This is a genomic window from Rhodococcus sp. (in: high G+C Gram-positive bacteria), assembly GCF_049286785.1.
In the GTDB taxonomy this organism is placed as follows: Bacteria; Actinomycetota; Actinomycetes; order Mycobacteriales; family Mycobacteriaceae; genus Rhodococcus_F.
Map to the genome: position 1 here is coordinate 1 of NZ_JBAQEO010000402.1, position 20,703 is coordinate 20,703.

A 20,703-nucleotide genomic window follows, 5' to 3' on the forward strand; every position below is an offset into this window, starting at 1 on the left:
GAGTTGCCGGACATCGACCAGCTCGTCGGGGTGTGCCGCGACGCCTCCGACAATGCAGTCACATTGGATATACGAGACGACGCCGGGTGTGCATGGGAAATGTGGCACGGAGGCCTCGAGCGCGTTGAGGGCACGGTCTGGGATTCGATCGATAAATGGGTGGCACGTCTGTTCGGCGTCTTCGACGACCACTAAAGCTTAACTATGTCCCACTTGCCATCCTGATCGCTGCCTGCCTGCACTTCGGGAGCGGCGCGTTTCACGCTGGGTCTGCGCGTCGTCCACCGAGTCGTCGAGGTCAACCAGGCCCGGGCGGGTCAGACTTGGCACCCGTGGACGTGTTCGACCTCATGCGCAGTCACCTACTGTGATCAGCGGAACAGCTGACCGTGAGGATCGAAGAGGAGAACAAGGTGCGAACAGGCGAACCGGTTGCGGCAGGTATTCCGTTGGCAGCACCTGATCAGCAGCGTGCTGCCAACGCGCCCCTGCAGACCGCCTATGCGGTCGCCGGCGTCGCCGCCGTGGTGCTCATTTTTGTGGGATTGCTGCTGTCGCAATACATGCCGCCGCCGAAGGCCGACTGGTCCGCCGAGCACATCCAGGTCTTTTACCAGTCCCACACCGCATTGAAGCGAGTGGGGATCTTCCTGCTGCTGTTCGGCACGACGCTGTTTGCCGTGCTGGTCGCGGGGATGAAGGTTGTCCTCGGCCGGATCGAGGGGCCGGGCCGGCCGCTTGGGCTGCTGCAGGCGATCATCGGAGCGGCGGGCACCGCCCTGCTGATGCTCTTCGCGATGATTCTTGCGGTCGCTGCCTTCCGGCCGGAGCGAAGCCCAGAGATCACCCAGGCTCTCCATGACCTCGGTTGGTTCATGGCTTTCATCTCAGCGGTGCCGTTCACACTGCAGGCGGTAGCCATCGCGGTCGCGATCCTGACCAACCGGGAAACTGTGCTCCCGCGTTGGTTCGGATACTTGAACATCTCGGTGGCCGTCCTTCTGCTACCCGGTGCCGCGCTGCTGTTCTTCAAGACCGGGCCGCTCGCCTATCACGGCATCCTCAGTTACTGGATACCGGTTTTCGACTTCGGAATCTGGATGCTCGCGATGGCCTGGGCGATCCGTCGTTCGGCCCTCACTCCGGATTCGTCCATCTCGGCGGCTGCATGACCGAGACCACCCTCTCAACACGCCCGGTCCCCGGTGAGCACGTCCCGGGGGAGCCGGGACTGTGGATTCTCGTGCTGGGGGACCTCGTCGTCTTCGGAGTGCTGTTCTGTTCGTTCCTCGCCGCCCGCAACAGCGGCCCAGCGATGTTCGCGCAGTCGCGACAAGAGCTGACAGTTGTTGTGGGCGTGGCGAACACGTTGATCCTGCTGACCAGTTCGCTGCTCGTCGCCCAGCTGGTCCAGCGCCATCGCGGCGGTGACCGTTCAGCGGGCCGGTTCGCCCTCGGAGCCATCATCTGCGGCGTCGCGTTTGTCGCGGTCAAGCTGTTTGAGTGGACTCACCTGCTGGTCAACGGCATTGGTCCCGGCGTGAACACCTTCTTCACCTGGTACTTCGTGCTCACCGGGCTGCACCTCTTACACCTTCTGCTGGGGCTCACCGGCTTGTTGGTCGTCCGCCGCGTCGTGGTCCGTCTGGAACCGAAGAGCAGTGATCGCGTCGTCGTCGAAGGGGTCGCGACCTACTGGCACATGGTCGATCTGCTGTGGCTTGTCATCTTCCCCCTCGTGTATCTGAGCGCCATATGAGCGCGGCGCGCAACAACCTTGTCTGGGCCGCGCTTGTCGCCGTGACGCTGGTCTCGTGGCTCGTAGCGTCGATCCACGGCGCAGGAGCGGATGTCGCGAGGACCGGGGCCACGGTCGCGCTGCTGCTCGCGTTCCTCAAGGCGTGGATCGTCGGCCGGGAGTTCATGGAGATCCGCCACGCGCCGCGGGTGCTTCGCATCGCCTTCGGCGGCTGGGTCGTGGTCGTGGGTACTGTGCTCAGCGCGATGTGCCTACTCGGGTGACCGCCTACCGCAGACTCGGCACAATGTCGCCGACGTCGAAGGCCGCCGGGCGCTGACTGCGCGGTATGCCGAAACCGGCGGCCCTCCATGTGGTCGTAACGCGCCTCGACCACGCACTCGGGTCGCAGCGGCACAAACGACAGGTCCTTGCCCGCATTCCACCCTCGTAGCGGCGTGACGTGTCGTGGTCGGCCAACCTGTGCCACCCTGAAGCCACAAGGTCACCCGCACCTACCGGCTCGGCCAAGTGGCGGCAGCACTCGGCGCCCGCGTCATGCAGGATTGCCCCCATACAGGAGGTCGCGGTGGCCTACATGCATCGGCTCTACAAGCTGAGCGGGGAGACCGTGGCACTGAGCGTTCTCGCCGGCCTCGAGTGGATCAACGTGACGCAGATCGAGAGCACACAGCCGGTGCGGATGCGAGTCGAGATCGGACGACGCTCGCCTCTACATGTCGGAAGTACCGGGCTTACGTTGCTTGCATTCGTCAATCCTGAGGACCGCCAGCACGTGTTATCCGCCGAGCTGCATCCACACTCCGGGGTGACGATCACCGATCCGGTCCAGCTTGCTTACATCACCGACGTCATCGCCGAACGCGGGTTCGGGCACTCCGTGGTCGACCGTATCGAAGGGGCCGCTGCAGTGTCGGCGCCGGTCTTCGGACCTTTTGGCCGATTGTTGGGTGCGCTGAGTGTGCTCGGGCCGACACCACGCCTGACCCGGGAACGCCGACTGGAACTCGGGCCGACGGTCATGACGGCTGCAGCCGAACTGTCCTCCGAGCTCGGGTTCATCCCGGGGCAGTCTTCCAGCTGCGCGCACAAGCCAGGAAGGTGAACAAACGGGCCGAACCAGCCGACCTGTCAATCGTGACACTGGGTGAACGGTCGGTGCGTTCGGAAATGGCTCCCTGCGGTGACACACAGTGGGCGGTCGGTTATCCGCGGAGCCAAAAGTGGGGAAGAGGGTAACGTGGAGATGTCGAGGGCAATTCGAATATGCGCCGTCAAGCCATGTCGTCCTCGCGCCCAAGCCGGTCTGCAGTTGAACGGCCGAGAACTGGAGCACCACCATGGCGTCGAACCCGACTGATGTGTCGAATTCTACCGAGGTTTTTCCGGCACCTGACCTTGCAGTGGAATCGACGCCGTCCTGCGCGGCATGTCAGCACAGCCTGGATTCCCACGATCCGCTCGGAATTCGATTTTGTGCCGTGACCTCGGATCGGAACCTCGACCGGAAGTGCATCTGCGCTGATGAACATACGACCACGCAGCACTACACCCGGTACTGAAGAAATCAGAGTCTCTTCTGCTCCGCCGTGGCGGCACCACCCGGGGGTCTGTATGTGACCGTGGAGGTCGCTGTGCCGTCCCGGCTGTACCAGCACGCCGCCGATGCCCTGCACAGCTACGAGAAAGCAGAGAAGGCCGGCGGATTCACCCCACCATCACGAACGCACGAGGCGGGCGATGGCGTCGGTGGCTTCCTTGATCTTTGCGTCGGCTTCGGGACCGCCCGCGACAGCGGCGTCGACGACGCAGTGGCTGATGTGGTCTTCGAGCAGGCCCAGCGCAACGGCCTGCAGGGCCTTGGTCATCGCCGACACCTGGGTGAGGATGTCGATGCAGTACTTCTCGTCCTCGACCATCCGCTGCAGACCACGCGCCTGGCCTTCGATCCGGCGGAGACGTTTGAGGTAATCCTCCTTGGCGCTCATGTATCCGTGCCCGGCGTGGGCGATTCCGGTGTCGGGGGCGCTCATCTTCAGGCTCCTCGGTTCTCGGTGGTGAGCGGTTGGAAACGGCGGAGCCGCAGGCTGTTGGTCACGACGAACACCGAGGAGAACGCCATGGCGGCTCCCGCGAGCATCGGGTTGAGCAGTCCCGCGGCGGCGAGTGGCAGCGCTGCCACATTGTACGCGAACGCCCAGAACAGGTTGCCCTTGATTGTCCGAAGTGTGCTGCGGGACAAGCGGATCGCGTCGGCCGCGACCCGAAGATCGCCGCGGACCAAGGTCAGGTCGCTGGCCTCGATCGCGACGTCGGTGCCGGTGCCCATCGCAAGGCCGAGGTCGGCCTGCGCGAGTGCGGCAGCGTCGTTGACACCGTCTCCGACCATGGCTACCACCTTGCCCTCGCCCTGCAGCCGTGCGATGACGTCCACCTTGTCCTTGGGTAGGACCTCCGCGATCACCTCTTCGATGCCTACCTGATCGGCGATCGTCCGTGCGGCGGCGGCGTTGTCGCCGGTGAGGATGATCGGGGTGAGGCCGAGCTCGCGAAGCTGCGACACCGCCTCGGCGGAGGTGGGTTTGATCGTGTCGGCAACCACCAGCACGCCGCGGGCCTTGCCGTCCCAGCCGATCGCGACGGCGGTCCTGCCCTCCGCTTCCGCGGACGCCACCACACGCTCGAGTTCGGGCGTCAAATGAAGTGACCAGTCGCGGAGCAGCCTCGGGCGGCCGATGACCACCGCGTGTTCCTCGATCACGCCCTGCACCCCGAGTCCCTCGATGTTGGCGAACTGATCCACGGCGGGAAGACTGCCGAGGCGCTCGCGGGCGGCTCGGGTGATCGCCCGCGCGATGGGGTGCTCGGACGAGTCTTCGAGCGCTCCGGCGTACCGCAGGACCTCGTCCTCGCTGTCGACGGCGACCACCTCGAGCAGCGACATGGCGCCGGTGGTGACGGTGCCCGTCTTGTCGAGGACCACGGTGTCGACACGGCGAGTCGATTCGAGCACCTCGGGTCCCTTGATCAAGATGCCCAGCTGGGCACCGCGACCGGTCCCGACCATGAGGGCGGTCGGGGTGGCGAGCCCGAGTGCACAGGGGCAGGCAATGATGAGGACCGCGACGGCGGCGGTGAACGCCGCGGCGACCGAGCCGCCGGTGCCGAGCCAGAAGCCCAGCGTGGCAACGGACAGGGCGATCACGATCGGGACGAAGATGCCGGAGATCCGGTCGGCGAGGCGCTGTACCTCGGCCTTGCCGTTCTGCGCGTCCTCGACCATCTCCGCCATCTGCGCGAGCTGGGTGTCCGATCCGATCCTGCTGGCACGAACCACGATTCGGCCGCCGACGTTGACGGTGGCGCCGGCCACCTCGGAGTCCGGCGACACCTCCACCGGCACGGATTCGCCGGTGAGCATCGACGCGTCCACCGCGGACGAGCCTTCGACGACCACGCCGTCGGTGGCGATCTTCTCGCCGGGCCGGACCACGAAGTGATCACCCACCACGAGCTGGTCGATGGGAATGTTCCGTTCGACGCCGTCGCGCAGCACCGACACGTCCTTGGCACCCATTTCGAGAAGTGCCCGCAGTGCGGCGCCGGACCGGCGTTTTGCCCGCGCCTCGAAGTACCGGCCCGCGAGAATGAAGGTGGTGACACCGGCGGCGGCCTCGAGGTAGATGTTGCCGGTGCCGTCGGTGCGGGAGATGGTGAGCTCGAACGGATGCGTCATCCCCGGTGTCCCGGCCGTGCCCCAGAACAGTGCGTACACCGACCAGCCGAGTGCGGCGAGCGTGCCCATCGACACCAGGGTGTCCATGGTTGCCGTGCCGTGCCGCAGATTGGTCCAGGCGGCCTTGTGGAAGGGCCACGCCCCCCACATCACGACCGGCGCGGCCAGTGTGAGTGAGAGCCACTGCCAGTTGGTGAATTGCAGCGCCGGAAGCATCGCCATCGCGATGACGGGCACGGTCAGCGCGGCCGAGACGAGCAGTCGTTGCCGCAGCAACGCCGCAGGGTCCGCCTCCGGCCCGGCGGGGACCGCGGTCCGGGGCAGTTGTGCGGTGTACCCGGCCTGTTCCACGGTGGCGACGAGGTCTTCACGTGAGACCTCGTCTGCGTACTGCACGCGCGCCTTTTCGGTCGCGTAGTTGACGGTGGCGGTGACGCCGTCGAGTTTGTTCAGCTTCCGCTCGATGCGGTTGGCGCACGACGCACACGTCATGCCACCGATCGCGAGTTCGATCTCACGGACGACGGGTGCAGTGGTGGAGCTCATTACTCCCCCTCTCTGCTTGCGGTGACAGTGAATTCGGCGGTGCGGATCACGCCGTCGTGCTGGAAATCGAGATAGAGGCGGTAGTAGCCCGCGGTCGGCGCCGTGATCGCGAAGTCGAGGCCCGGTCCAGCGGCGGTGACGCCGTCGCCCGGATGGCCGTCGGGGTGAACGTGCAGGTAGGCGAGGTCGTCGGCACGCAACGCCACCAAATGACCATAGGTGCCCAGATAGGACTGGAGATTTGTGACGGGCTGTCCGTCGCGACTCACCGACAACGTCAGATTCGACTCGTGTCCGGTGTGGAGAGTCCCATCGAGGGTGACGGTGTACCCGTCCACCGTGGTGGTCGAGGTGGGAGCAGGTAGTGGCTGCGGATCGTAAGGGCCTGCGACTCGCAGATCGGTACCGAGGGTGGTGCCCTCTCCCCCTTCTGGTGTGAAGTCCGCATACACGCGATAGTCGCCGCCGCTCGTGAGATCGATTGGCGCACTCCACGTCCCCGAGTCGTCGAGTTCGGGGTGGAGGTGCTGGTATCCGGACAGGTCGCGGCGGACCACGATCAGATGCAGCAGCTTCTCGTGTTCCCCGGTGTAGGCGGTGACGGGAGCGCCATCCGGTCCGATGATCCGAAACGCCACTGGCGCAGTACTTCCGGTGGATGTCGTGGATGACGCGAGCACGAGGGTGTAGCCATTCGCGGACGACGTCAACCCGTAGGTGAGGGTGTGGACGTCGGCGGCTGCGGCGTGGTCGTCGTCACCGCTGTGAGTTGGCGCCGGCGCCTCGATGTCCGGTCCGATCGCCGAACCGATACCGAATGCAGCGACGAAGACCACGCCCAGACCCACAGCGAACAGTGCAAGTGTTCGGAACGTATTCATGGTGGGCTCTCCTGCGTGCAGGTAGGTGATCAGTCGGCTACTTCGTACCCGGCTTCTTGAACTGCGTCACTGACGGCACCGGGGTCGAGGGGGTCTTCGCTCTCGATGGTGACCTTGCCGCTGGCCAGATCGACGTCCACCGACGTCACGCCGGGGATGGCGCCGATCTCCTCGCTCACCGACGAGACGCAGTGGTCGCAGGTCATGCCGGTGACAGTGATGGTGGCGGTGCTCATGTGGGTGGTTCTCCTCGCGCGGGGTTTCCTTGACTATTAGTTACCATACCCCCCTACGGTATATGCGCAAGGGGTGGGTGTCCCCGCCGGGCTCTTGTAGCTGGTTCCGGGTCAGTCGGGTTCGGCGAGCTGACCCAACCGGCCCAGGAGGAACGCCCGTTCGGGTTCGTTGTCGGTTGCCTCGATGGCGGCGGCGTACTCGGTAATAGCCTCTGCGGTGCGTCCGAGCCGGCGTAGCAGGTCGGCGCGGACCACGTGGAATACGTGGTAGTCAGTCAGGCCGAGGTCGTCGACGAGGTCAAGGGCTGCCGCGGGACCATGCAGTTCGGCGACGGCGACGGCGCGGTTGAGCGCCACCACCGGAGTGGGAGCCAGCGCCATCAGCTGGTCGTAGAGTTGCAGGATCTGCGACCAGTCGGTGTCCGAGGCGGTCGGGGCATCGCTGTGGACGGCGGCGATCGCGGCCTGGACCTGGTAAGGCCCTGGCTGGTTTCGGCGCAGGCACGCGCGGACCAAGGCCCGGCCCTCGGCGACGAGACCGGAATCCCACGCCGACCGGTCCTGTTCGCCGAGCAGCACGAGGGCGCCGTCGGGGCCGGTGCGCGCGCTGCGGCGCGACTCGGCGAACAGCATCAGCGCCAACAGGCCGGTGACCTCCTGCTCGTCGGGCATCAGGTCTGCCAGCACCCGGCCGAGCCGGATCGCGTCGGCGCACAGGTCGGCGCGGACCAGGCGATCCCCTGTCGACGCGGCATACCCCTCGTTGAAGATCAGATACACCACCGCCAGCACCGATTGCAGCCGGCCGGGCAGGTCCGCGTCGTCCGGGACCCGGTACGGGATCCGCGCGTCCCGGATCTTGCGCTTGGCGCGGACCAGCCTCTGTGCCATGGCCGACTCGGTGACCAGGAAGGCGCGGGCGATCTCCGCGGTATCGAGACCGCCCAGCAGCCGCAAGGTCAGCGCCACTCGCGCCGCGGGGGCGAGCGCGGGATGGCAGCACGTGAAGATCAGCCGCAATCGGTCGTCGCGCACGGTGTCCTCCTCCCCTGGCGAGTTCTGGGCGTGTAGCAGTGCGGCCTCCGCATGCCGGTCGGAACGGGAGGCCTCCCGCCGGAGTCGGTCGATCGCCCGGTTGCGTGCGGTGGTGATGATCCAACCCGCCGGGCTCGGCGGAATCCCGGCGGCCGGCCAGCGTCGCATGGCCTCCACGAACGCTTCCTGGACGGCATCCTCGGCGAGGTCGATGTCGCCGAGGACGCCGACCAGGACGGCGACCGCGCGGCTGTGCTCGGCGCGGAAAATCCCATCGATGTCGTTGTGCGCCCTCACGATCCGTGCGCAAAGGGCCGGACCTCGATGGGCAGCGTCGTCGCCCGCGTGAGTTTGCGAGCCCAGTGCAGGGCTGCGTCCAGGTCGGGAACGTCGACGATGGTGAATCCGCCGAGGTGCTCCTTGCCTTCGAGGTAAGGCCCGTCGGTCATGAGGACTTCGCCGGCGCGGGCGTGCACGACGGTGGCGGTGTCGGGGGCGCACAGCCCGGCGGCGAACACCCACACGCCGGCGTCGGTCATCTCCCGGTTGATGTCGTCGAGGTCGCGGGCGATGGCGTCCAAAACCTCCTCCTCCGGCACGGGGCCGTCGGGCTGGTACACGCTCAGCAGATACTGCGACATGTCGGTTCCTCCTCGGGTGGTGCGGCTGCGCCGCGGACGTTGTTCACTCCCTACACGAACCGCGATCTCATTATTCGACAGTCCGGCGCGAGAAATCTTCAGTACAACCACAGCTGCGCATTCGTCGCGCGAACCCGTCACGTCCGCGACAGCGGCACCCGGCGAGCGCACACCGGCCTGCAGTCGCAGAATGGGTCAATGGCCGACCGTGGATTCACTCATACACAACTTGCGGCACGCGCTGCGTATCTCCTTCGCGGCAACGATCTCGGCACCATGACCAGCGCCGCACCGCGTCTGTACCCGCACATGTGGAGTTGGGATGCGGCTTTCGTGGCGGTCGGTCTGGCACCCTTGAGCGTCGAGCGCGCGGTGGTGGAACTCGACACCCTGCTGTCGGCGCAGTGGAAGAACGGGATGATCCCGCACATCGTGTTCGCCAACGGGGTGGACGGTTACTTCCCCGGCCCGACCCGGTGGGAGTCCAAGACCCTCGCGGCCCACGCCCCGTGTGACGTCCATACCTCAGGGATCACGCAGCCTCCCGTGCACGCCATCGCGGTTCAGCGCATCCTGGACCACTCTCGACGGCACGGTCGCAGCACCCGGGCGGTGGCCGAGGAGTTCCTCGACCGGCGCTGGCCCGACCTCGTCCGGTGGCACCGGTGGCTGGCCACCGCCCGCGATCTCGACGGCAACGGGCGGATCGCCCTGTACCACGGGTGGGAGTCCGGGATGGACAACTCGCCGCGCTGGGACCACTCGTACGCCAACGTCGTGCCCGGTGAGTTGCCCACCTACCTGCGGGAGGATCTGTCGGTCGTCACCGACACCTCACAGCGGCCGTCCAACGTGGAGTACGACCGGTACCTGTGGCTGCTCGAGGAGATGAAGACGGTCCGCTACGAGGACGCCCAGCTGGCCACCGCCATGAGCTTCGCTGTGGAGGATGTGTTCGTGAGCGCGGTGTTCTCGATGGCGTGCGATGTGCTGGCCACCATCGGTGAGGAGCATTCGCGGCCGAATTCCGACGTCCGCGAATTACGCGGCTGGGCAGACCGATTCCGTCAGGGCGTCATCGCCACCACCGACGGACGCACGGGCGCGGCCCGCGATTTCGATCTCCGCAGCGGCAGATGGATCGCCACCGAGACGCTTGCGATGTTCTCACCTCTGCTGTGCGGCGGGCTGAGCCGAGACGCGGAGCGCGCACTGCTGCGCACCTTCGAGGGCCCGAAGTTCTGTGGGCACCCCGACCTTCGATATGCGGTGCCGCCCTCGACGTCGCCGGTGTCGCGGGACTTCCGTCCACGCGAGTACTGGCGCGGCCCGGTCTGGCCGGTGATGACCTGGCTGTTCTCCTGGGCGTTTGCCCGTCGTGGGTGGGCCGAGCGCGCGCACCTGCTGCGGGCCGAGGGATTGCGCCAGGCCAGCGACGGCAGCTTCGCCGAATACTACGAACCGTTCACCGGTGAACCGCTCGGCAGCATGCAGCAGTCGTGGACTGCCGCCGCCGTCCTGGACTGGCTCGGCTGATTCGTGCAGCGCGTTGAGACAGTTGGGACGTGTGTGGCGCGAGAAGGCGTTACCCTCGGTCGCATGGCACTCGGGGCGAAGTTCCGTAAGTTCTCGAAGATCACACCGCTGCTGCTCGCCGGCGTGGTGGCGGCCGCTGTACCGGGATTCGCGGCCGCCGAACCGGTTCGCGGCCCCGACGTCGCGTCGTGGCAGCATCCGGGTGGGTCGCCGATCGACTGGTTCGCGGTCCGCAACACCGGGCACGACTTTGCGATGGTCAAGGCCACCGAAAGCCTGAATTACGTCAACCCGTACTTCATCCAGGACTGTCTCGCCATGCGACTGGCCGGCGTGGCGCGGGGTGCCTACCACTACGCCGATCCGACGCAGTCGCCGGAAGCGCAGGCCGCCTTCTATTCGACGGTGGTGCTCGGCATCAACGGACCCGGCGACATGCCCCCGGTGCTCGACATCGAGCATTCCGGCGGTCTGGCGCCGGCGGCGCTGATCAACTGGACGCACCGCTACCTGAACACGGTCCAGGCACTGACCGGACGTCAACCCATCATCTACACGTATCCGAACTTCTGGCGTACGGCGATGGCGAACACCGACGAGTTCGTGAACTATCCGCTGTGGATCGCCGATTACAACGGCCGGAACGCACCCGGACCGCTCCCCGGCGGCTGGAGCAACTGGACGTTCTGGCAGTACACCAGCACGGGTCGCATCCCCGGTGTCACCGGAAACGTGGACCTCAACGTGTACAGCGGAGCACAGGGCGACTTCGCCCGGTACTCGAACAGCGCATCACCTTTCGGTAGCTGAGCCAACCCAACCCGCTGGGGGTAAGCCGTGGATTTCGGTGTCGTACTTCAATGCAATCCGCCGGCGTCGAGGTTGGTCGAACTGGCTGTGGCGGCGGAGAACCGTGGGTTCAGCCACGTGTGGACGTTCGACTCACACCTGTTGTGGCAGGAGCCGAACGTCATCTACAGCCAGATACTGGCCGCCACCAGGATGGTTACGGTCGGCCCGATGGTCACCAACCCGGTGACGCGGGACTGGACGGTGACCGCCTCCACCTTCGCGACGCTGAATTCGATGTTCGGCAACCGGACGATCTGCGGCATCGGCCGCGGTGACAGCGCGGTACGGACCCTCGGCCTTGCGCCCGCGAATGCGGCCACGCTGCGCGAGTCGGTGGAGGTGATCCGCGAACTGGCCAACGGCAGGGCGGCACACGTCAGAGGGCACGAGGTGCTGTTCCCGTGGGGAGGCGACTCGCGGCTGGAGATGTATATGGCCGCGTACGGTCCCAAGACGCTCGACCTGACCGGGCAGATCGCGGACGGCTACATTCTGCAGCTCGCCGATCCGCACATCGCGCGCTGGATGATCGAGCGCGTCAAGAATGCCGCAGCGGACGCCGGCCGCAATCCCGACGACGTCAAGATCTGCGTCGCCGCCCCCGCCTACGTGGGCGACAACATCGAACATCAGCGTGAGCAGTGCCGTTGGTTCGGCGGCATGGTCGGCAATCATGCCGCCGAGATCGTGAGCAGGTACGGGTCGGACGCCCGTGCCGTGCCGCCGGAGCTCACCGACTACGTGAAGCAGCGGTCTGGTTACGACTACAACGAACACGGACGGGCGGGAAACCCGCACGCCGACTTCGTCCCCGACAACATCATCGACCGGTTCTGCATTCTCGGGGACGCCGCGCATCACATCGAACGGCTACGCGAACTGGAGGACCTCGGTGTGGACCAGTTCGCGATCTACCTCCAGCACGACGACAACGACAACACGCTCGCCGCGTACGGCGAACACGTCATCCCCGCCCTGCGTCCGCCGGTCACCGCGATTTCGTGAGCTGACTACTTCCGGACCAACACGAAGCTACGGCCGCTGATGTCGGTGGGCGTGATCTCGACGAAGTTGTACTTCGGAGTCGGCACCCACGGCTGCAGGTCCAGTTCCTCGGCCGCCTCGATCTCGTTGTAACGGAGCAGTACTCGCGCGCGCCCGTGTATCACGACACTCCACGCGGTGTCCTCCCGGATATGATCCACCTCGAACGCAACCTCCGAATGCACGGTCAACTCGACCAGCTTGCTGCCCTCCGCCGTCCGGAAGAACAACTTGCGGTCCCGGATCGCATAGTTGACGGGGAAGATGTCCGGGCGGCCGTCCGCAATCACCACGAGCCGACCCATATGTTCGGTTCCGAGCAGTTTCCAACTCTGTTCCTCGGTGAGGACGGTGATGGGCTCGTCAGTGTTCGACATCTCGCTCATGATCTCTCCGATCCTTCGGCCTGCCTCGTGTGAGCGCCTCAAGCACATCACGATCGGCCCGCCGACGCAGGGTATTGCCGATCGGATCGTGTGCCACCCCCGCACACCGTTGCTCGCGCCCGAGTGGCCTGGTCTTCTACCGTGGTTGGCCCTGGTCTTCTACCGTGGTTGGCACTGTCGGAAGGTGTTGATCCCATGAAGAAGCATTCTCTGATCGCAGTAGCGCGGCACCTTCTCGCCCATGCCGCGGGCGCGGCGAGCGGGCGGAGCGCGGAAACCGTGTACGGCGGACACGAGCATGTCCTGCGGCACACGGTCGTCGCTCTCGTGAAGGGGCAGTCGCTGGCTGATCACGTCAGCCCCGGGGAAGCGACGTTTTATGTACTCCAGGGTCGAGTGCGACTGACGACCGGCGGCGCCCAGTGGGATGCCATGACGGGGGACCTCCTGGCGGTCCCCGAGTCGCGACATCAGCTCGAAGCCCTCGAGGACTCGGTAGTTCTTCTCACGGTGGCCAAGGTCTGACCGGTGCCGTGGTTCGCGAACCAGGCGTAGCCGCCACCTTCCGGGATGGGGCCGCGGACTGAGGCGACGGTGATTCCGGCGGGCAGCTGTTCGGCGAGTCCACCGAAGTCACGTTCGTCGGACCCGCGGCCGTGCAGCGCCACGACGAGTGCAGTGCCGGGGCGGTCTGTAGGTTCTCGCTGCCCCATCGCCGAGATCACCGACAAGACCGGGCTGACCCGCTCCACCCTCTACCGTCACCTGCCGCCACGACCAGCGCAGACTTACCGCTGCGGCCGACCTCCCCGAGGAGAAGGATTCTCGGTCAACGGTTTCCACGGCACCAACACCAGGCCGCCGGACCGCTGGCATGCCCCACCTGTGGACATCAACCCGCCACGCGTCGGGACCTCGTCCCGCACCGTGACGACCTCGCCACCGTGTGGCTACACCTCGACGAACGCGGCGAGCCGCACGCGGCGCGCCACTGTGCCCGCTGTCAACCGCACGGCCACGTCGTGGTGATCAGCTGCTCGAGGTGCCGTGACGGCCCGCTGCTCACCGGCTCTTCCAACGACGACCTGCCTCCACCGGTCCTGGCCTGGCTCGAACGTCACGAATGGACCACAACTCCAGAACTCGTCTGCGGCAACCACAACAGGCGACGACGACTCGATACCGAACCCGACAAACGTTGATGCTCACCAGCGGTGTTGTGGCCAACTGCAGCTCTGCGAGTGGGCCAGATCGTCCGCCTGGTCCTGAGTCCGATACTCACGCCGAGAGACGCGTGATCTTGGCGAGGGTGTCGCCCAGCTTGTCGGCCGCAATGTCGAGCTCGTAGCGGTCCTGGATGTTGAGCCAGAACTGTGCACTGTTGCCGAACGCCTTGGCCAGCCGCAGCGCAGTGTCTGCGGTGATCGACCGCTTGCCGAGCACGATCTCGTTGATCCGTCGAGGCGGAACACCGATGATCGTGGCCAGGCGGTTCTGCGTGATACCGAAAGGCTCGAGGAAGTCCTCACGGAGGATCTCGCCGGGATGAATGGGGCTCAGGTCTGTAGTCATTGTCGGTGTTCCTTTCCTTGGTCGGAGGGACGCTGGTTCCTGTCTGGTGGTTAGTGATAGTCGGTGATTTCCACGTCGTACGCGGCTGTGGCGCGCCAGATGAACCAGATGCGGTACTGATCATTGATCCGGACGCTGTACTGGCCCACCCTGTCTCCGGAGAGCTTCTCCAGGCGGTTGCCCGGGGGAACTCGCAGGTCGTTGACATCGGTGGCCGCGTCGATCAACAGAAGGCGCCGCCGGGCGATCCGCTGAATGTCCTGCGGGAGCTTCTTCGAGAACTGTCGATGAAAAACCCGCTCGGTCTCTTTGTCGGCGAACGATTCGATCACCCGCCCCAGTGTAACGCAATGCGTTAATAACGCACAACGTTATGCATATTACGGCTATGCCTCCCGAGATCCTCGAGGGCTCGACGGCCCGCTGAGCCACCGACTCTTCCAGCGACGACCGAGCCCCGCCGATCCCGACCTGGTTCGAAGGCCACGGATCAACCACGACCTGAGAACTCGTCTGCGGTGGCCACGAGCGGTGACTTCCGTGTAGTTCGAAGACCCGGGTCCCTGCGCCACGATCGACGAAAAGTGCCCATCAGTGCGACTCGCTCAGTGAGCGGGTACGGCAGGCCTCGCTCGGTGGGCGAATCGGGATGCCGTATCTTTTCGCGATCCGGTTCATTTGCGGCACATCGCGGCCCACCTCGTATCCGAGTTCCCGCAGTGTTCGCCGCTGACCGGCAGTAGAGGTCGACGAACTGCGAGCGGCTCAACGCTTCCTCGGCCGCATTCAGGGCGGCGCGGCGTCCGAACTGCTGTGCGGCAGCAGGCGACGCGGGCGCGGGGTGCTTTTCGAGGAGGTGACGGATCACGTCGAGGGTGGTGCCCAGTTGCCTCCCGATCTCCGACGGCGCGGTGTTGTCGCGGCGGGTCAGGTCATGGAATGCGGCGACGTCCACGGCGCCCGGATCGGGTCCGGGCAGGAGCAGCCCGTGGGACCCGAACCTAGCTGCCGATCAGGCCGCCCGACTTCCAGACCGCGACCACCGCGGGACGCGGCTGCGAGTCGCGGCCGTCGGGCCAGTGCGACGCCGGGTTGTCCGCGCTGACATCGTCGAGTTCGCCCGGATGCTGGACACAGACCACGACTCGCTCGTCGCTGACGATCGGGCCGCACGTCTCGCCGCCGTGGGGAACGGTGAGGAACTGCTTCGTCTCGCCACGGTTGTCGCCTTCGAGGACGACGCTGAACAGGCCGTCGTTCGATTTCAGCGCGTTGCCGTCGGTGGAGACCCAAAGGTTGCCGTGCGGATCGAACGCCAGATTGTCGGGGCAGGAGATGGGGCTGACGCTGTCCTTGTCGAATCCGCCGAAATAGGTGTCGGCTGCCTTCGGGTCACCGCAGACGAGCAGGAGATTCCAGGTGAAGCCGGTCCCGGTGTGGTCATCGTCGAGTTCGAGGACCTGCCCGTTCTTGTTGTTGTTGCGGGGGTTGGCCTCGTCGGCGGCTGCCGCCCCGTCGACACCGCGCTTGGAGTTGTTGGTGAGTGCCACGTACACCTTGCCGGTCTTCGGGTTCGGCTCGAAATCCTCGGGACGGTCCATTTTGGTGGCGCCCACCTTGTCACCGGCCTGACGGGTGAATACAGCCACCTCCTCGGCGCTCATCCCGTCCACCAGCGATTCGCCCTTGCCGTCCTCCGCGGTGCGAAGCAGGGGGATCCACACACCGGTGCCGTCGAACGTGCCGTCGGACGGCAGGGTGCCGGACCCGTCGATCTCGTCCGGCGCGTTGCCGGTGAACTTCGCGACGTAGAGGGTGCCTGCGTCGAGGAGCGTCATGTTGTGCCGCACCGCCGCCTGGCTGCCGCCCTCCATCATCTTCCGGCTGGAGACGAATTTGTACATGTAGTCGAACCGCTCGTCGTCACCGCTGTAGGCGACGATGGTCCCGTCATCGGTGACGTAGATCGTGGCCGCCTCATGCTTGAACCGACCGAGGGCGGTGTGCTTGACGGGCACGGACGCCGCGTCCCACGGGTTGACCTCCACGACGTAACCGAAACGGTTCACCTCGTTGGGTTCCTGAGCCAAGTCGAAACGGCGGTCGAAACGCTCCCACTTGCGCTCGGAGGCAGCACCTTCCACGCCGTAGCGCTTCAGTCTTGCCGCCGCCACCGGGTCGGTGACGGATTCGGCGTTACCGAAGTACTGGTTGAAGTTCTCCTCCCCCGACAGCACCGTGCCCCATGGTGTGACGCCACCCGCGCAGTTGTTCAGGGTGCCCAGCACCTTGGTGCCGGTGGGATCCGCGGACGTCTTCAGGAAGCCGCTTCCCGCAGCCGGTCCGGTGACCGCGAACTCCGATGTGGCGGTGATGCGCCGGTTGTAGGGGCCGAAGTCGGGGGTGAGCCTGCCGGACGCGGACTCACCCTTCACCTGCACCACCGTCATGCCGTGCGCGGCGAGGGCGATCTCGAACTGCTCGGGTGTCGGGTTCTCGGCGTCGTAACTCTTGAACATGAACGGTTCGCTCGAGTACTCGTGGTTGACCACCAGTAGGAAGGTGTTCGGCTGACCTTCGACCGGCAGGAGACCGGCGAAGTCGTTGTTGTAGCCGAACTGCATTGCCTGCGCCCGGGCGGTCTGGTTGTCGAAGTCGAAGACCGGAGCGTCGGGGAGCACCCGGTCGCCCCAGGCGATCACGACGGCCTGCTCGTATCCCTCGGGGATGACCACGGTGTCCTCGGTGTTGGGCGCGACGGCCGCGAAGTCGGTGCCGGCGGGCGCGGCGCCGCCGCTGCTGCTGCCGTTCGTGGTCGTGCCGGACCCGCTGTCCGCATCGTCCGAACAGGCGACGAGTGCACTACCTGCGCCCACGGCGAGCACCGTCATCCCGGCGCCGCGGAGCATTCCGCGCCGCGACAGCGCCACGCGCGCGATGTCCTGGAAGTACTCCCCCTGCGACGTGTTCGGTACCTGGTGCGAGCACGCGTTACCGCACTTGTACCGGCAGGTGACCGAGGCGCGCGACGACATTCCGTCATGCTTGACGAACAGTGCGAGGGGTTTCAGGCTCACCGTGGATACTCCCGGGTCGAAGTGGACAACTCCGGCACCGTAGAAGCATGAAGCGAGAAGCAGGGAACGGATGCGTGAACGTCCGGACAATAAGGACTCCCATCCGCTGAAATTGTGTCTAGCCAGCGGCCACGTTGCCGCGCACCATGGAGGTATGGACCCCGTCGAGGCGCTGAGGGAAATAGCGTTCTGGCTCGAGCGGTCGCGTGCCGAGGCCTACCGGATAGCCGCGTTCCGGCGGGCCGCGGACGTCGTTGCCGACATGACCGGCGAGGAACGAGCGGCCTATCGGGCAGAAGCGTGGATGTCGGTGCCCGACATCGGAATCGAGGCCGCCGCGATCGTTCGTGAGTGCGACCGTTCGACGCCTCCGTATCTGACGTATCTGCGCGGTGCCGCCGAACCGATCGGGCTCGGCGGTACGGAACTCGTCGACGCACTCCGAGGTGATCTGCATACGCATTCGAACTGGTCGGACGGCAGATGCGCGCTCGAGGAGATGATGCGGCGCGCGGCGGACCTGGGGCACGAGTACTGCGCGGTCACCGACCACTCGCAGCGGCTGTCGGTCGCGAACGGTCTTTCCCCTGAGCAGGTGCTCGCCCAGCTGAACGCCGTGGCCGAACTGAACGCCGAGCTCGCACCGTTCCGCGTTCTCACGGGCATCGAGGTCGACATCCTCGACGACGGGTCGCTGGATCAGGACGACGATCTGCTCGCGGACCTCGACATCGTGGTGGCGAGCGTGCACTCCCATCTGAACGGCGACCGCGCGACGACGACCAAGCGGATGCTGCAGGCGGTTAGGTCCCCGCACGTCGACGTACTGGGGCATTGCACCGGGAGGATCGTGGACGGCGAGCGCACCCGGCCCGAGTCCAAGTTCGACGCCGAGCGGGTGTTCGACGCGTGCCGCGAGTACGGCACCGCGGTGGAAATCAATGCGCGCCCCGAGCGACGGGATCCGCCCAGCCGGTTGATCGACCTCGCCCTGAACAGCGGATGCGTGTTCTCCATCGCCACCGATGCGCACACCGCCGGTCATCTCGCCTGGCAGGGCTACGCCTGCGAACGAGCGGCCGAACGCGGGGTGGAACCGTCGGACGTGGTGAACACCCTGCCCGTCGACGAGCTGCTCGAGTGGACCAGGATGTGACGGCTTACAGCACCTGCGACAGGAACTGTTGCAGCCGTTCGGTTTCCGGACTGCCGAACAGCTGATCGGGTGTCCCGGTCTCGACGACGGCGCCGTGATCCATGAACAGCACGGTGTCGGACACCTCCCGTGCGAAGCCCATCTCGTGGGTGACCACGACCATCGTCATGCCGCCCTGCGCGAGGTCGGCCATCAGCGCCAGCACACCCTTCACCAGTTCGGGGTCGAGTGCGGAGGTGGCCTCGTCGAAGAACATCACCTCGGGTTTCATGGCCAGTGCGCGGGCGATCGCCACCCGCTGCTGCTGCCCGCCCGACAGGTTGCCGGGCCGGGAGTCGGCCTTCTCCACGAGCCCGACCAGTTCGAGTTGTTCGAGGGCCCGCGCCCGGGCCTCCTCTTTGGAGAGCCCCTTGAGCTTGCGTGGACCGAGAGCGATGTTGTCGGCCACGGTCTTGTGCGGGAACAGGTTGAAGTGCTGGAACACCATCCCGATCCGCTGACGAAGCTTGTCCGGATTGTCCTTCACAACCGATATACCGTCGATGAGGATGTCTCCCTCATCCGGTTCGTGGAGGCGGTTCAACACCCGCAGCAACGTCGACTTACCGGAACCGGACGGTCCGATCACGGTGACGGTCTTTCCGGCGTCCACATGGATGTCGACACCGCGCAGCACCTTGTTGGGGCCGAAGGCGAGATGCAGATTGGTACCGGTGAGAGACACGGCGCTCTTGACGGAGCTGGTCACGGCCTTATCCCCTTTCCACGACGATGGACTGTTCCAGCGGGTCGAGCGTGCCGGACGTATCGGCGCGACCGGTGCGCAGGCGGTGGTCGATGTAGTTGACGAGGTGCGTCAACGGGATGGTCAGGGCCAGATAGAACAGGCCCGCCGCCACCAGCGGTGACAGGTTGCCGGTCTGCGCGTTGAGGTCCCGGCCGACGGCGAACAGCTCCCGCTGGGTGACGAGCAACCCGAGGAAGTAGATGAGCGAGGAGTCCTTGATCAGGGAGATGAACTGATTCATCAGCGCCGGCAGGACCCGTCGCACTCCTTGAGGAATCACCACCAGGGACATCGACTTGCGGTAGTTGAAGCCGAGCGCCCGGGCGGCCTCGAGCTGGCCGGGTTCCACGCTCTGGATGCCGGACCGAAAGATTTCCCCGATGTACGCGGAGGCCAGCAGCGACAGCGCCACGGCACCGAGCCAGTACGGATTGTTGCCGGTCAGACCCTTCACGACGGGGCCGACACCGAGGCCGACGATGAGGATGATCACCACGGCGGGCAGCCCGCGGAACACGTCCGTGTAGATGCGGGCGGGCCACCGCAGCCAGCGGGTGCGGGAGATCCCGGCGATCGCGAGGAGCATGCCGAGCACGGTGCCGACGATTCCCGACGCCAGCGCCAGGATCAGCGTGTTCGGCAAACCCGTCTTCAGCAGATCCGGGAACGCCCGCTTGTAGAGCTCCCAGTCGAAGAAGGTGTCCTTCAACTGCGCGAGAGTCGATTTCGGTTCGTTCACCGGGGTAGTGGTGTCGGGCTTCTCGGCGGCGAGGGCGGCGAAGTCCGGCAGATCCGGCGCCGGTGCCGCCTTGCTGCCGGGCCTCCAACCGTCGGGCAGCTCGCGCGGCACCCAGTCGGAGTACAACCGGGCCCAGGTGCCGTCCTCGATGACGGCGTCGAGACCGGAGTTCAGCGCGTCGATCAGCGGCTGATTCTCCTTCGCGACGGCCCAGCCCACATAGTTGTTGACGCTGAAGGTGTTCTCCACGATCGACGTGGGATCACCGGGTGCGATCGAACCTTCGGCCTGCTGCGACGGCGCAACCCAGGCGTCGATCTGGCCGGTCTTCAGGTTGGCGTACGCCGTGGCGTAGTCGGGGAACTTCACCGGGTCGAGCTTCAGGGTGTTGACCACGAAATCGTCCTGCACCGTGCCCTGCACCACGCCGATGCGGGTGGACGCGTTCAGGTCTTCGAAGCCCTTGATCGCACCACCGCTGGGAACGACGAGCGAGAAGTAGCCGAAGTCGTAGCCGTTGGTGAAGCCGACCGTGTTGCGTCGTTCATCGGTGGTGGTGATCGAGGACGACCCGACGTCGAAACGGCGGCCCGACACCTGCGCGAGCAGTCCGGCGAACTCGGTGCCGACGAAGTCGACGCGCAGCCCCAGCTTCTCGGCGACGGCCTTCAGGAGTTCGTTGTCGTAGCCGGTGAATTCGTTGTCCGAATTGATGCAGAT

24 protein-coding genes and 1 pseudogene are annotated in these 20,703 nt (G+C 65.9%); 11 read left to right on the plus strand and 14 right to left on the minus strand.

Annotated elements, in window-relative coordinates; all coding sequences use genetic code 11:
* The 6 genes and pseudogenes from WAW17_RS15020 to WAW17_RS15045 all read left to right on the plus strand — a co-directional run.
* A pseudogene (locus WAW17_RS15020) lies at positions 1-195 on the plus strand (hypothetical protein); the annotation flags it as partial.
* 218 nt (positions 196-413) lie between these two features.
* Positions 414-1,172, plus strand: coding sequence for a hypothetical protein (locus tag WAW17_RS15025; RefSeq protein WP_422333749.1), 759 nt, complete (start codon positions 414-416; stop codon positions 1,170-1,172).
* Positions 1,169-1,759, plus strand: a complete 591-nt coding sequence (locus WAW17_RS15030; protein ID WP_422333750.1) for a cytochrome c oxidase subunit 3 — start codon at positions 1,169-1,171, stop codon at positions 1,757-1,759. The genes WAW17_RS15025 and WAW17_RS15030 overlap by 4 nt, the downstream gene beginning before the upstream one ends.
* Positions 1,756-2,022, plus strand: a complete 267-nt coding sequence (locus tag WAW17_RS15035) for a cytochrome C oxidase subunit IV family protein (RefSeq protein WP_422333751.1) — start codon at positions 1,756-1,758, stop codon at positions 2,020-2,022. The genes WAW17_RS15030 and WAW17_RS15035 overlap by 4 nt, the downstream gene beginning before the upstream one ends.
* A gap of 179 nt (positions 2,023-2,201) precedes the next feature.
* Complete coding sequence (locus WAW17_RS15040; protein ID WP_422333752.1) at positions 2,202-2,864, plus strand: IclR family transcriptional regulator; 663 nt, start codon at positions 2,202-2,204, stop codon at positions 2,862-2,864.
* Positions 2,865-3,099: 235 nt separating this feature from the next.
* Positions 3,100-3,321, plus strand: a complete 222-nt coding sequence (locus WAW17_RS15045) for an RGCVC family protein (RefSeq protein WP_422333753.1) — start codon at positions 3,100-3,102, stop codon at positions 3,319-3,321.
* 156 nt (positions 3,322-3,477) lie between these two features.
* Here WAW17_RS15045 and WAW17_RS15050 read toward each other — a convergent pair whose 3' ends face one another.
* The 6 genes from WAW17_RS15050 to WAW17_RS15075 all read right to left on the minus strand — a co-directional run bounded on the left by WAW17_RS15050 (position 3,478) and on the right by WAW17_RS15075 (position 8,834).
* Entirely contained in the window at positions 3,478-3,792 is a 315-nt protein-coding gene (locus WAW17_RS15050; protein WP_422333754.1) for a metal-sensitive transcriptional regulator, read from the minus strand.
* A gap of 2 nt (positions 3,793-3,794) precedes the next feature.
* Positions 3,795-6,041, minus strand: a complete 2,247-nt coding sequence (locus tag WAW17_RS15055) for a heavy metal translocating P-type ATPase (protein ID WP_422333755.1) — start codon at positions 6,039-6,041, stop codon at positions 3,795-3,797.
* Positions 6,041-6,922, minus strand: coding sequence for a hypothetical protein (locus tag WAW17_RS15060; RefSeq protein ID WP_422333756.1), 882 nt, complete (start codon positions 6,920-6,922; stop codon positions 6,041-6,043). The genes WAW17_RS15055 and WAW17_RS15060 overlap by 1 nt, the downstream gene beginning before the upstream one ends.
* 29 nt (positions 6,923-6,951) lie before the next feature.
* Positions 6,952-7,158, minus strand: coding sequence for a heavy-metal-associated domain-containing protein (locus WAW17_RS15065; RefSeq protein WP_422333757.1), 207 nt, complete (start codon positions 7,156-7,158; stop codon positions 6,952-6,954).
* A 111-nt stretch (positions 7,159-7,269) separates the two neighbouring features.
* A complete protein-coding gene (locus tag WAW17_RS15070; RefSeq protein WP_422333758.1) occupies positions 7,270-8,490 on the minus strand; it encodes an RNA polymerase sigma factor in 1,221 nt (406 codons plus the stop codon).
* Positions 8,487-8,834: a YciI family protein gene (locus tag WAW17_RS15075; RefSeq protein ID WP_422333759.1), complete on the minus strand. Its 348-nt coding sequence runs from the start codon at positions 8,832-8,834 to the stop codon at positions 8,487-8,489. The genes WAW17_RS15070 and WAW17_RS15075 overlap by 4 nt, the downstream gene beginning before the upstream one ends.
* A 198-nt stretch (positions 8,835-9,032) precedes the next feature.
* On the opposite strand from WAW17_RS15075, the gene ggh reads away from it, so the two are divergent.
* The 3 genes from ggh to WAW17_RS15090 all read left to right on the plus strand — a co-directional run bounded on the left by ggh (position 9,033) and on the right by WAW17_RS15090 (position 12,227).
* Positions 9,033-10,370 carry a glucosylglycerate hydrolase gene (gene ggh, locus WAW17_RS15080; RefSeq protein ID WP_422333760.1) on the plus strand — a complete coding sequence of 446 codons (1,338 nt, stop codon included), beginning with the start codon at positions 9,033-9,035 and terminating at the stop codon, positions 10,368-10,370.
* A gap of 63 nt (positions 10,371-10,433) precedes the next feature.
* On the plus strand, positions 10,434-11,180 hold the full coding sequence (locus WAW17_RS15085) for a glycoside hydrolase family 25 protein (protein WP_422333761.1): 747 nt from the start codon (positions 10,434-10,436) through the stop codon (positions 11,178-11,180).
* 27 nt (positions 11,181-11,207) lie between these two features.
* A complete protein-coding gene (locus WAW17_RS15090) occupies positions 11,208-12,227 on the plus strand; it encodes a TIGR03842 family LLM class F420-dependent oxidoreductase (RefSeq protein ID WP_422333762.1) in 1,020 nt (339 codons plus the stop codon).
* Between the two features lie 5 nt (positions 12,228-12,232).
* On the opposite strand, the gene WAW17_RS15095 is transcribed toward WAW17_RS15090, so the two are convergent.
* Positions 12,233-12,643 (minus strand): pyridoxamine 5'-phosphate oxidase family protein, encoded by a 411-nt coding sequence (locus tag WAW17_RS15095; RefSeq protein ID WP_422333772.1) that lies wholly within the window; start codon positions 12,641-12,643, stop codon positions 12,233-12,235.
* A 204-nt stretch (positions 12,644-12,847) separates the two neighbouring features.
* On the opposite strand from WAW17_RS15095, the gene WAW17_RS15100 reads away from it, so the two are divergent.
* Entirely contained in the window at positions 12,848-13,177 is a 330-nt protein-coding gene (locus tag WAW17_RS15100) for a cupin domain-containing protein (RefSeq protein WP_422333763.1), read from the plus strand.
* A 425-nt stretch (positions 13,178-13,602) separates the two neighbouring features.
* On the opposite strand, the gene WAW17_RS15105 is transcribed toward WAW17_RS15100, so the two are convergent.
* The 5 genes from WAW17_RS15105 to WAW17_RS15125 form a co-directional block, all read right to left on the minus strand.
* Positions 13,603-13,773, minus strand: coding sequence for a hypothetical protein (locus WAW17_RS15105; RefSeq protein WP_422333764.1), 171 nt, complete (start codon positions 13,771-13,773; stop codon positions 13,603-13,605).
* Positions 13,774-13,930: 157 nt separating this feature from the next.
* Positions 13,931-14,224: a HigA family addiction module antitoxin gene (locus WAW17_RS15110; RefSeq protein ID WP_422333765.1), complete on the minus strand. Its 294-nt coding sequence runs from the start codon at positions 14,222-14,224 to the stop codon at positions 13,931-13,933.
* A gap of 50 nt (positions 14,225-14,274) precedes the next feature.
* Positions 14,275-14,556: a type II toxin-antitoxin system RelE/ParE family toxin gene (locus tag WAW17_RS15115; RefSeq protein ID WP_422333766.1), complete on the minus strand. Its 282-nt coding sequence runs from the start codon at positions 14,554-14,556 to the stop codon at positions 14,275-14,277.
* Positions 14,557-14,714: 158 nt separating this feature from the next.
* Positions 14,715-15,179: a hypothetical protein gene (locus WAW17_RS15120; protein ID WP_422333767.1), complete on the minus strand. Its 465-nt coding sequence runs from the start codon at positions 15,177-15,179 to the stop codon at positions 14,715-14,717.
* A gap of 46 nt (positions 15,180-15,225) precedes the next feature.
* Positions 15,226-17,301 carry a PhoX family protein gene (locus WAW17_RS15125; protein ID WP_422333768.1) on the minus strand — a complete coding sequence of 692 codons (2,076 nt, stop codon included), beginning with the start codon at positions 17,299-17,301 and terminating at the stop codon, positions 15,226-15,228.
* Between the two features lie 154 nt (positions 17,302-17,455).
* Here WAW17_RS15125 and WAW17_RS15130 point away from each other — a divergent pair, with 154 nt between their 5' ends.
* Positions 17,456-18,457 (plus strand): PHP domain-containing protein, encoded by a 1,002-nt coding sequence (locus tag WAW17_RS15130; protein WP_422333769.1) that lies wholly within the window; start codon positions 17,456-17,458, stop codon positions 18,455-18,457.
* Between the two features lie 4 nt (positions 18,458-18,461).
* On the opposite strand, the gene WAW17_RS15135 is transcribed toward WAW17_RS15130, so the two are convergent.
* Together WAW17_RS15135 and WAW17_RS15140 are read right to left on the minus strand one after the other, a co-directional pair.
* Complete coding sequence (locus WAW17_RS15135) at positions 18,462-19,205, minus strand: amino acid ABC transporter ATP-binding protein (protein WP_422333770.1); 744 nt, start codon at positions 19,203-19,205, stop codon at positions 18,462-18,464.
* Between the two features lie 4 nt (positions 19,206-19,209).
* On the minus strand, positions 19,210-20,703 hold a 1,494-nt coding region (locus tag WAW17_RS15140), incomplete at its 5' end, for an ABC transporter substrate-binding protein/permease (RefSeq protein WP_422333771.1).

What these genes read in the sequence shown, in the direction of transcription:
- WAW17_RS15035 (WP_422333751.1), top strand. Translation starts at nt 1,756, where the DNA reads ATGAGCGCGGCGCGCAACAACCTTGTCTGGGCCGCGCTTGTCGCCGTG.
- WAW17_RS15075 (WP_422333759.1), bottom strand. Translation starts at nt 8,834, where the DNA reads ATGTCGCAGTATCTGCTGAGCGTGTACCAGCCCGACGGCCCCGTGCCG.
- ggh (WP_422333760.1), top strand. Translation starts at nt 9,033, where the DNA reads ATGGCCGACCGTGGATTCACTCATACACAACTTGCGGCACGCGCTGCG.
- WAW17_RS15060 (WP_422333756.1), bottom strand. Translation starts at nt 6,922, where the DNA reads ATGAATACGTTCCGAACACTTGCACTGTTCGCTGTGGGTCTGGGCGTG.
- WAW17_RS15030 (WP_422333750.1), top strand. Translation starts at nt 1,169, where the DNA reads ATGACCGAGACCACCCTCTCAACACGCCCGGTCCCCGGTGAGCACGTC.
- WAW17_RS15055 (WP_422333755.1), bottom strand. Translation starts at nt 6,041, where the DNA reads ATGAGCTCCACCACTGCACCCGTCGTCCGTGAGATCGAACTCGCGATC.
- WAW17_RS15100 (WP_422333763.1), top strand. Translation starts at nt 12,848, where the DNA reads ATGAAGAAGCATTCTCTGATCGCAGTAGCGCGGCACCTTCTCGCCCAT.
- WAW17_RS15110 (WP_422333765.1), bottom strand. Translation starts at nt 14,224, where the DNA reads ATGACTACAGACCTGAGCCCCATTCATCCCGGCGAGATCCTCCGTGAG.
- WAW17_RS15095 (WP_422333772.1), bottom strand. Translation starts at nt 12,643, where the DNA reads ATGTCGAACACTGACGAGCCCATCACCGTCCTCACCGAGGAACAGAGT.
- WAW17_RS15130 (WP_422333769.1), top strand. Translation starts at nt 17,456, where the DNA reads ATGGACCCCGTCGAGGCGCTGAGGGAAATAGCGTTCTGGCTCGAGCGG.
- WAW17_RS15045 (WP_422333753.1), top strand. Translation starts at nt 3,100, where the DNA reads ATGGCGTCGAACCCGACTGATGTGTCGAATTCTACCGAGGTTTTTCCG.
- WAW17_RS15050 (WP_422333754.1), bottom strand. Translation starts at nt 3,792, where the DNA reads ATGAGCGCCCCCGACACCGGAATCGCCCACGCCGGGCACGGATACATG.
- WAW17_RS15085 (WP_422333761.1), top strand. Translation starts at nt 10,434, where the DNA reads ATGGCACTCGGGGCGAAGTTCCGTAAGTTCTCGAAGATCACACCGCTG.
- WAW17_RS15065 (WP_422333757.1), bottom strand. Translation starts at nt 7,158, where the DNA reads ATGAGCACCGCCACCATCACTGTCACCGGCATGACCTGCGACCACTGC.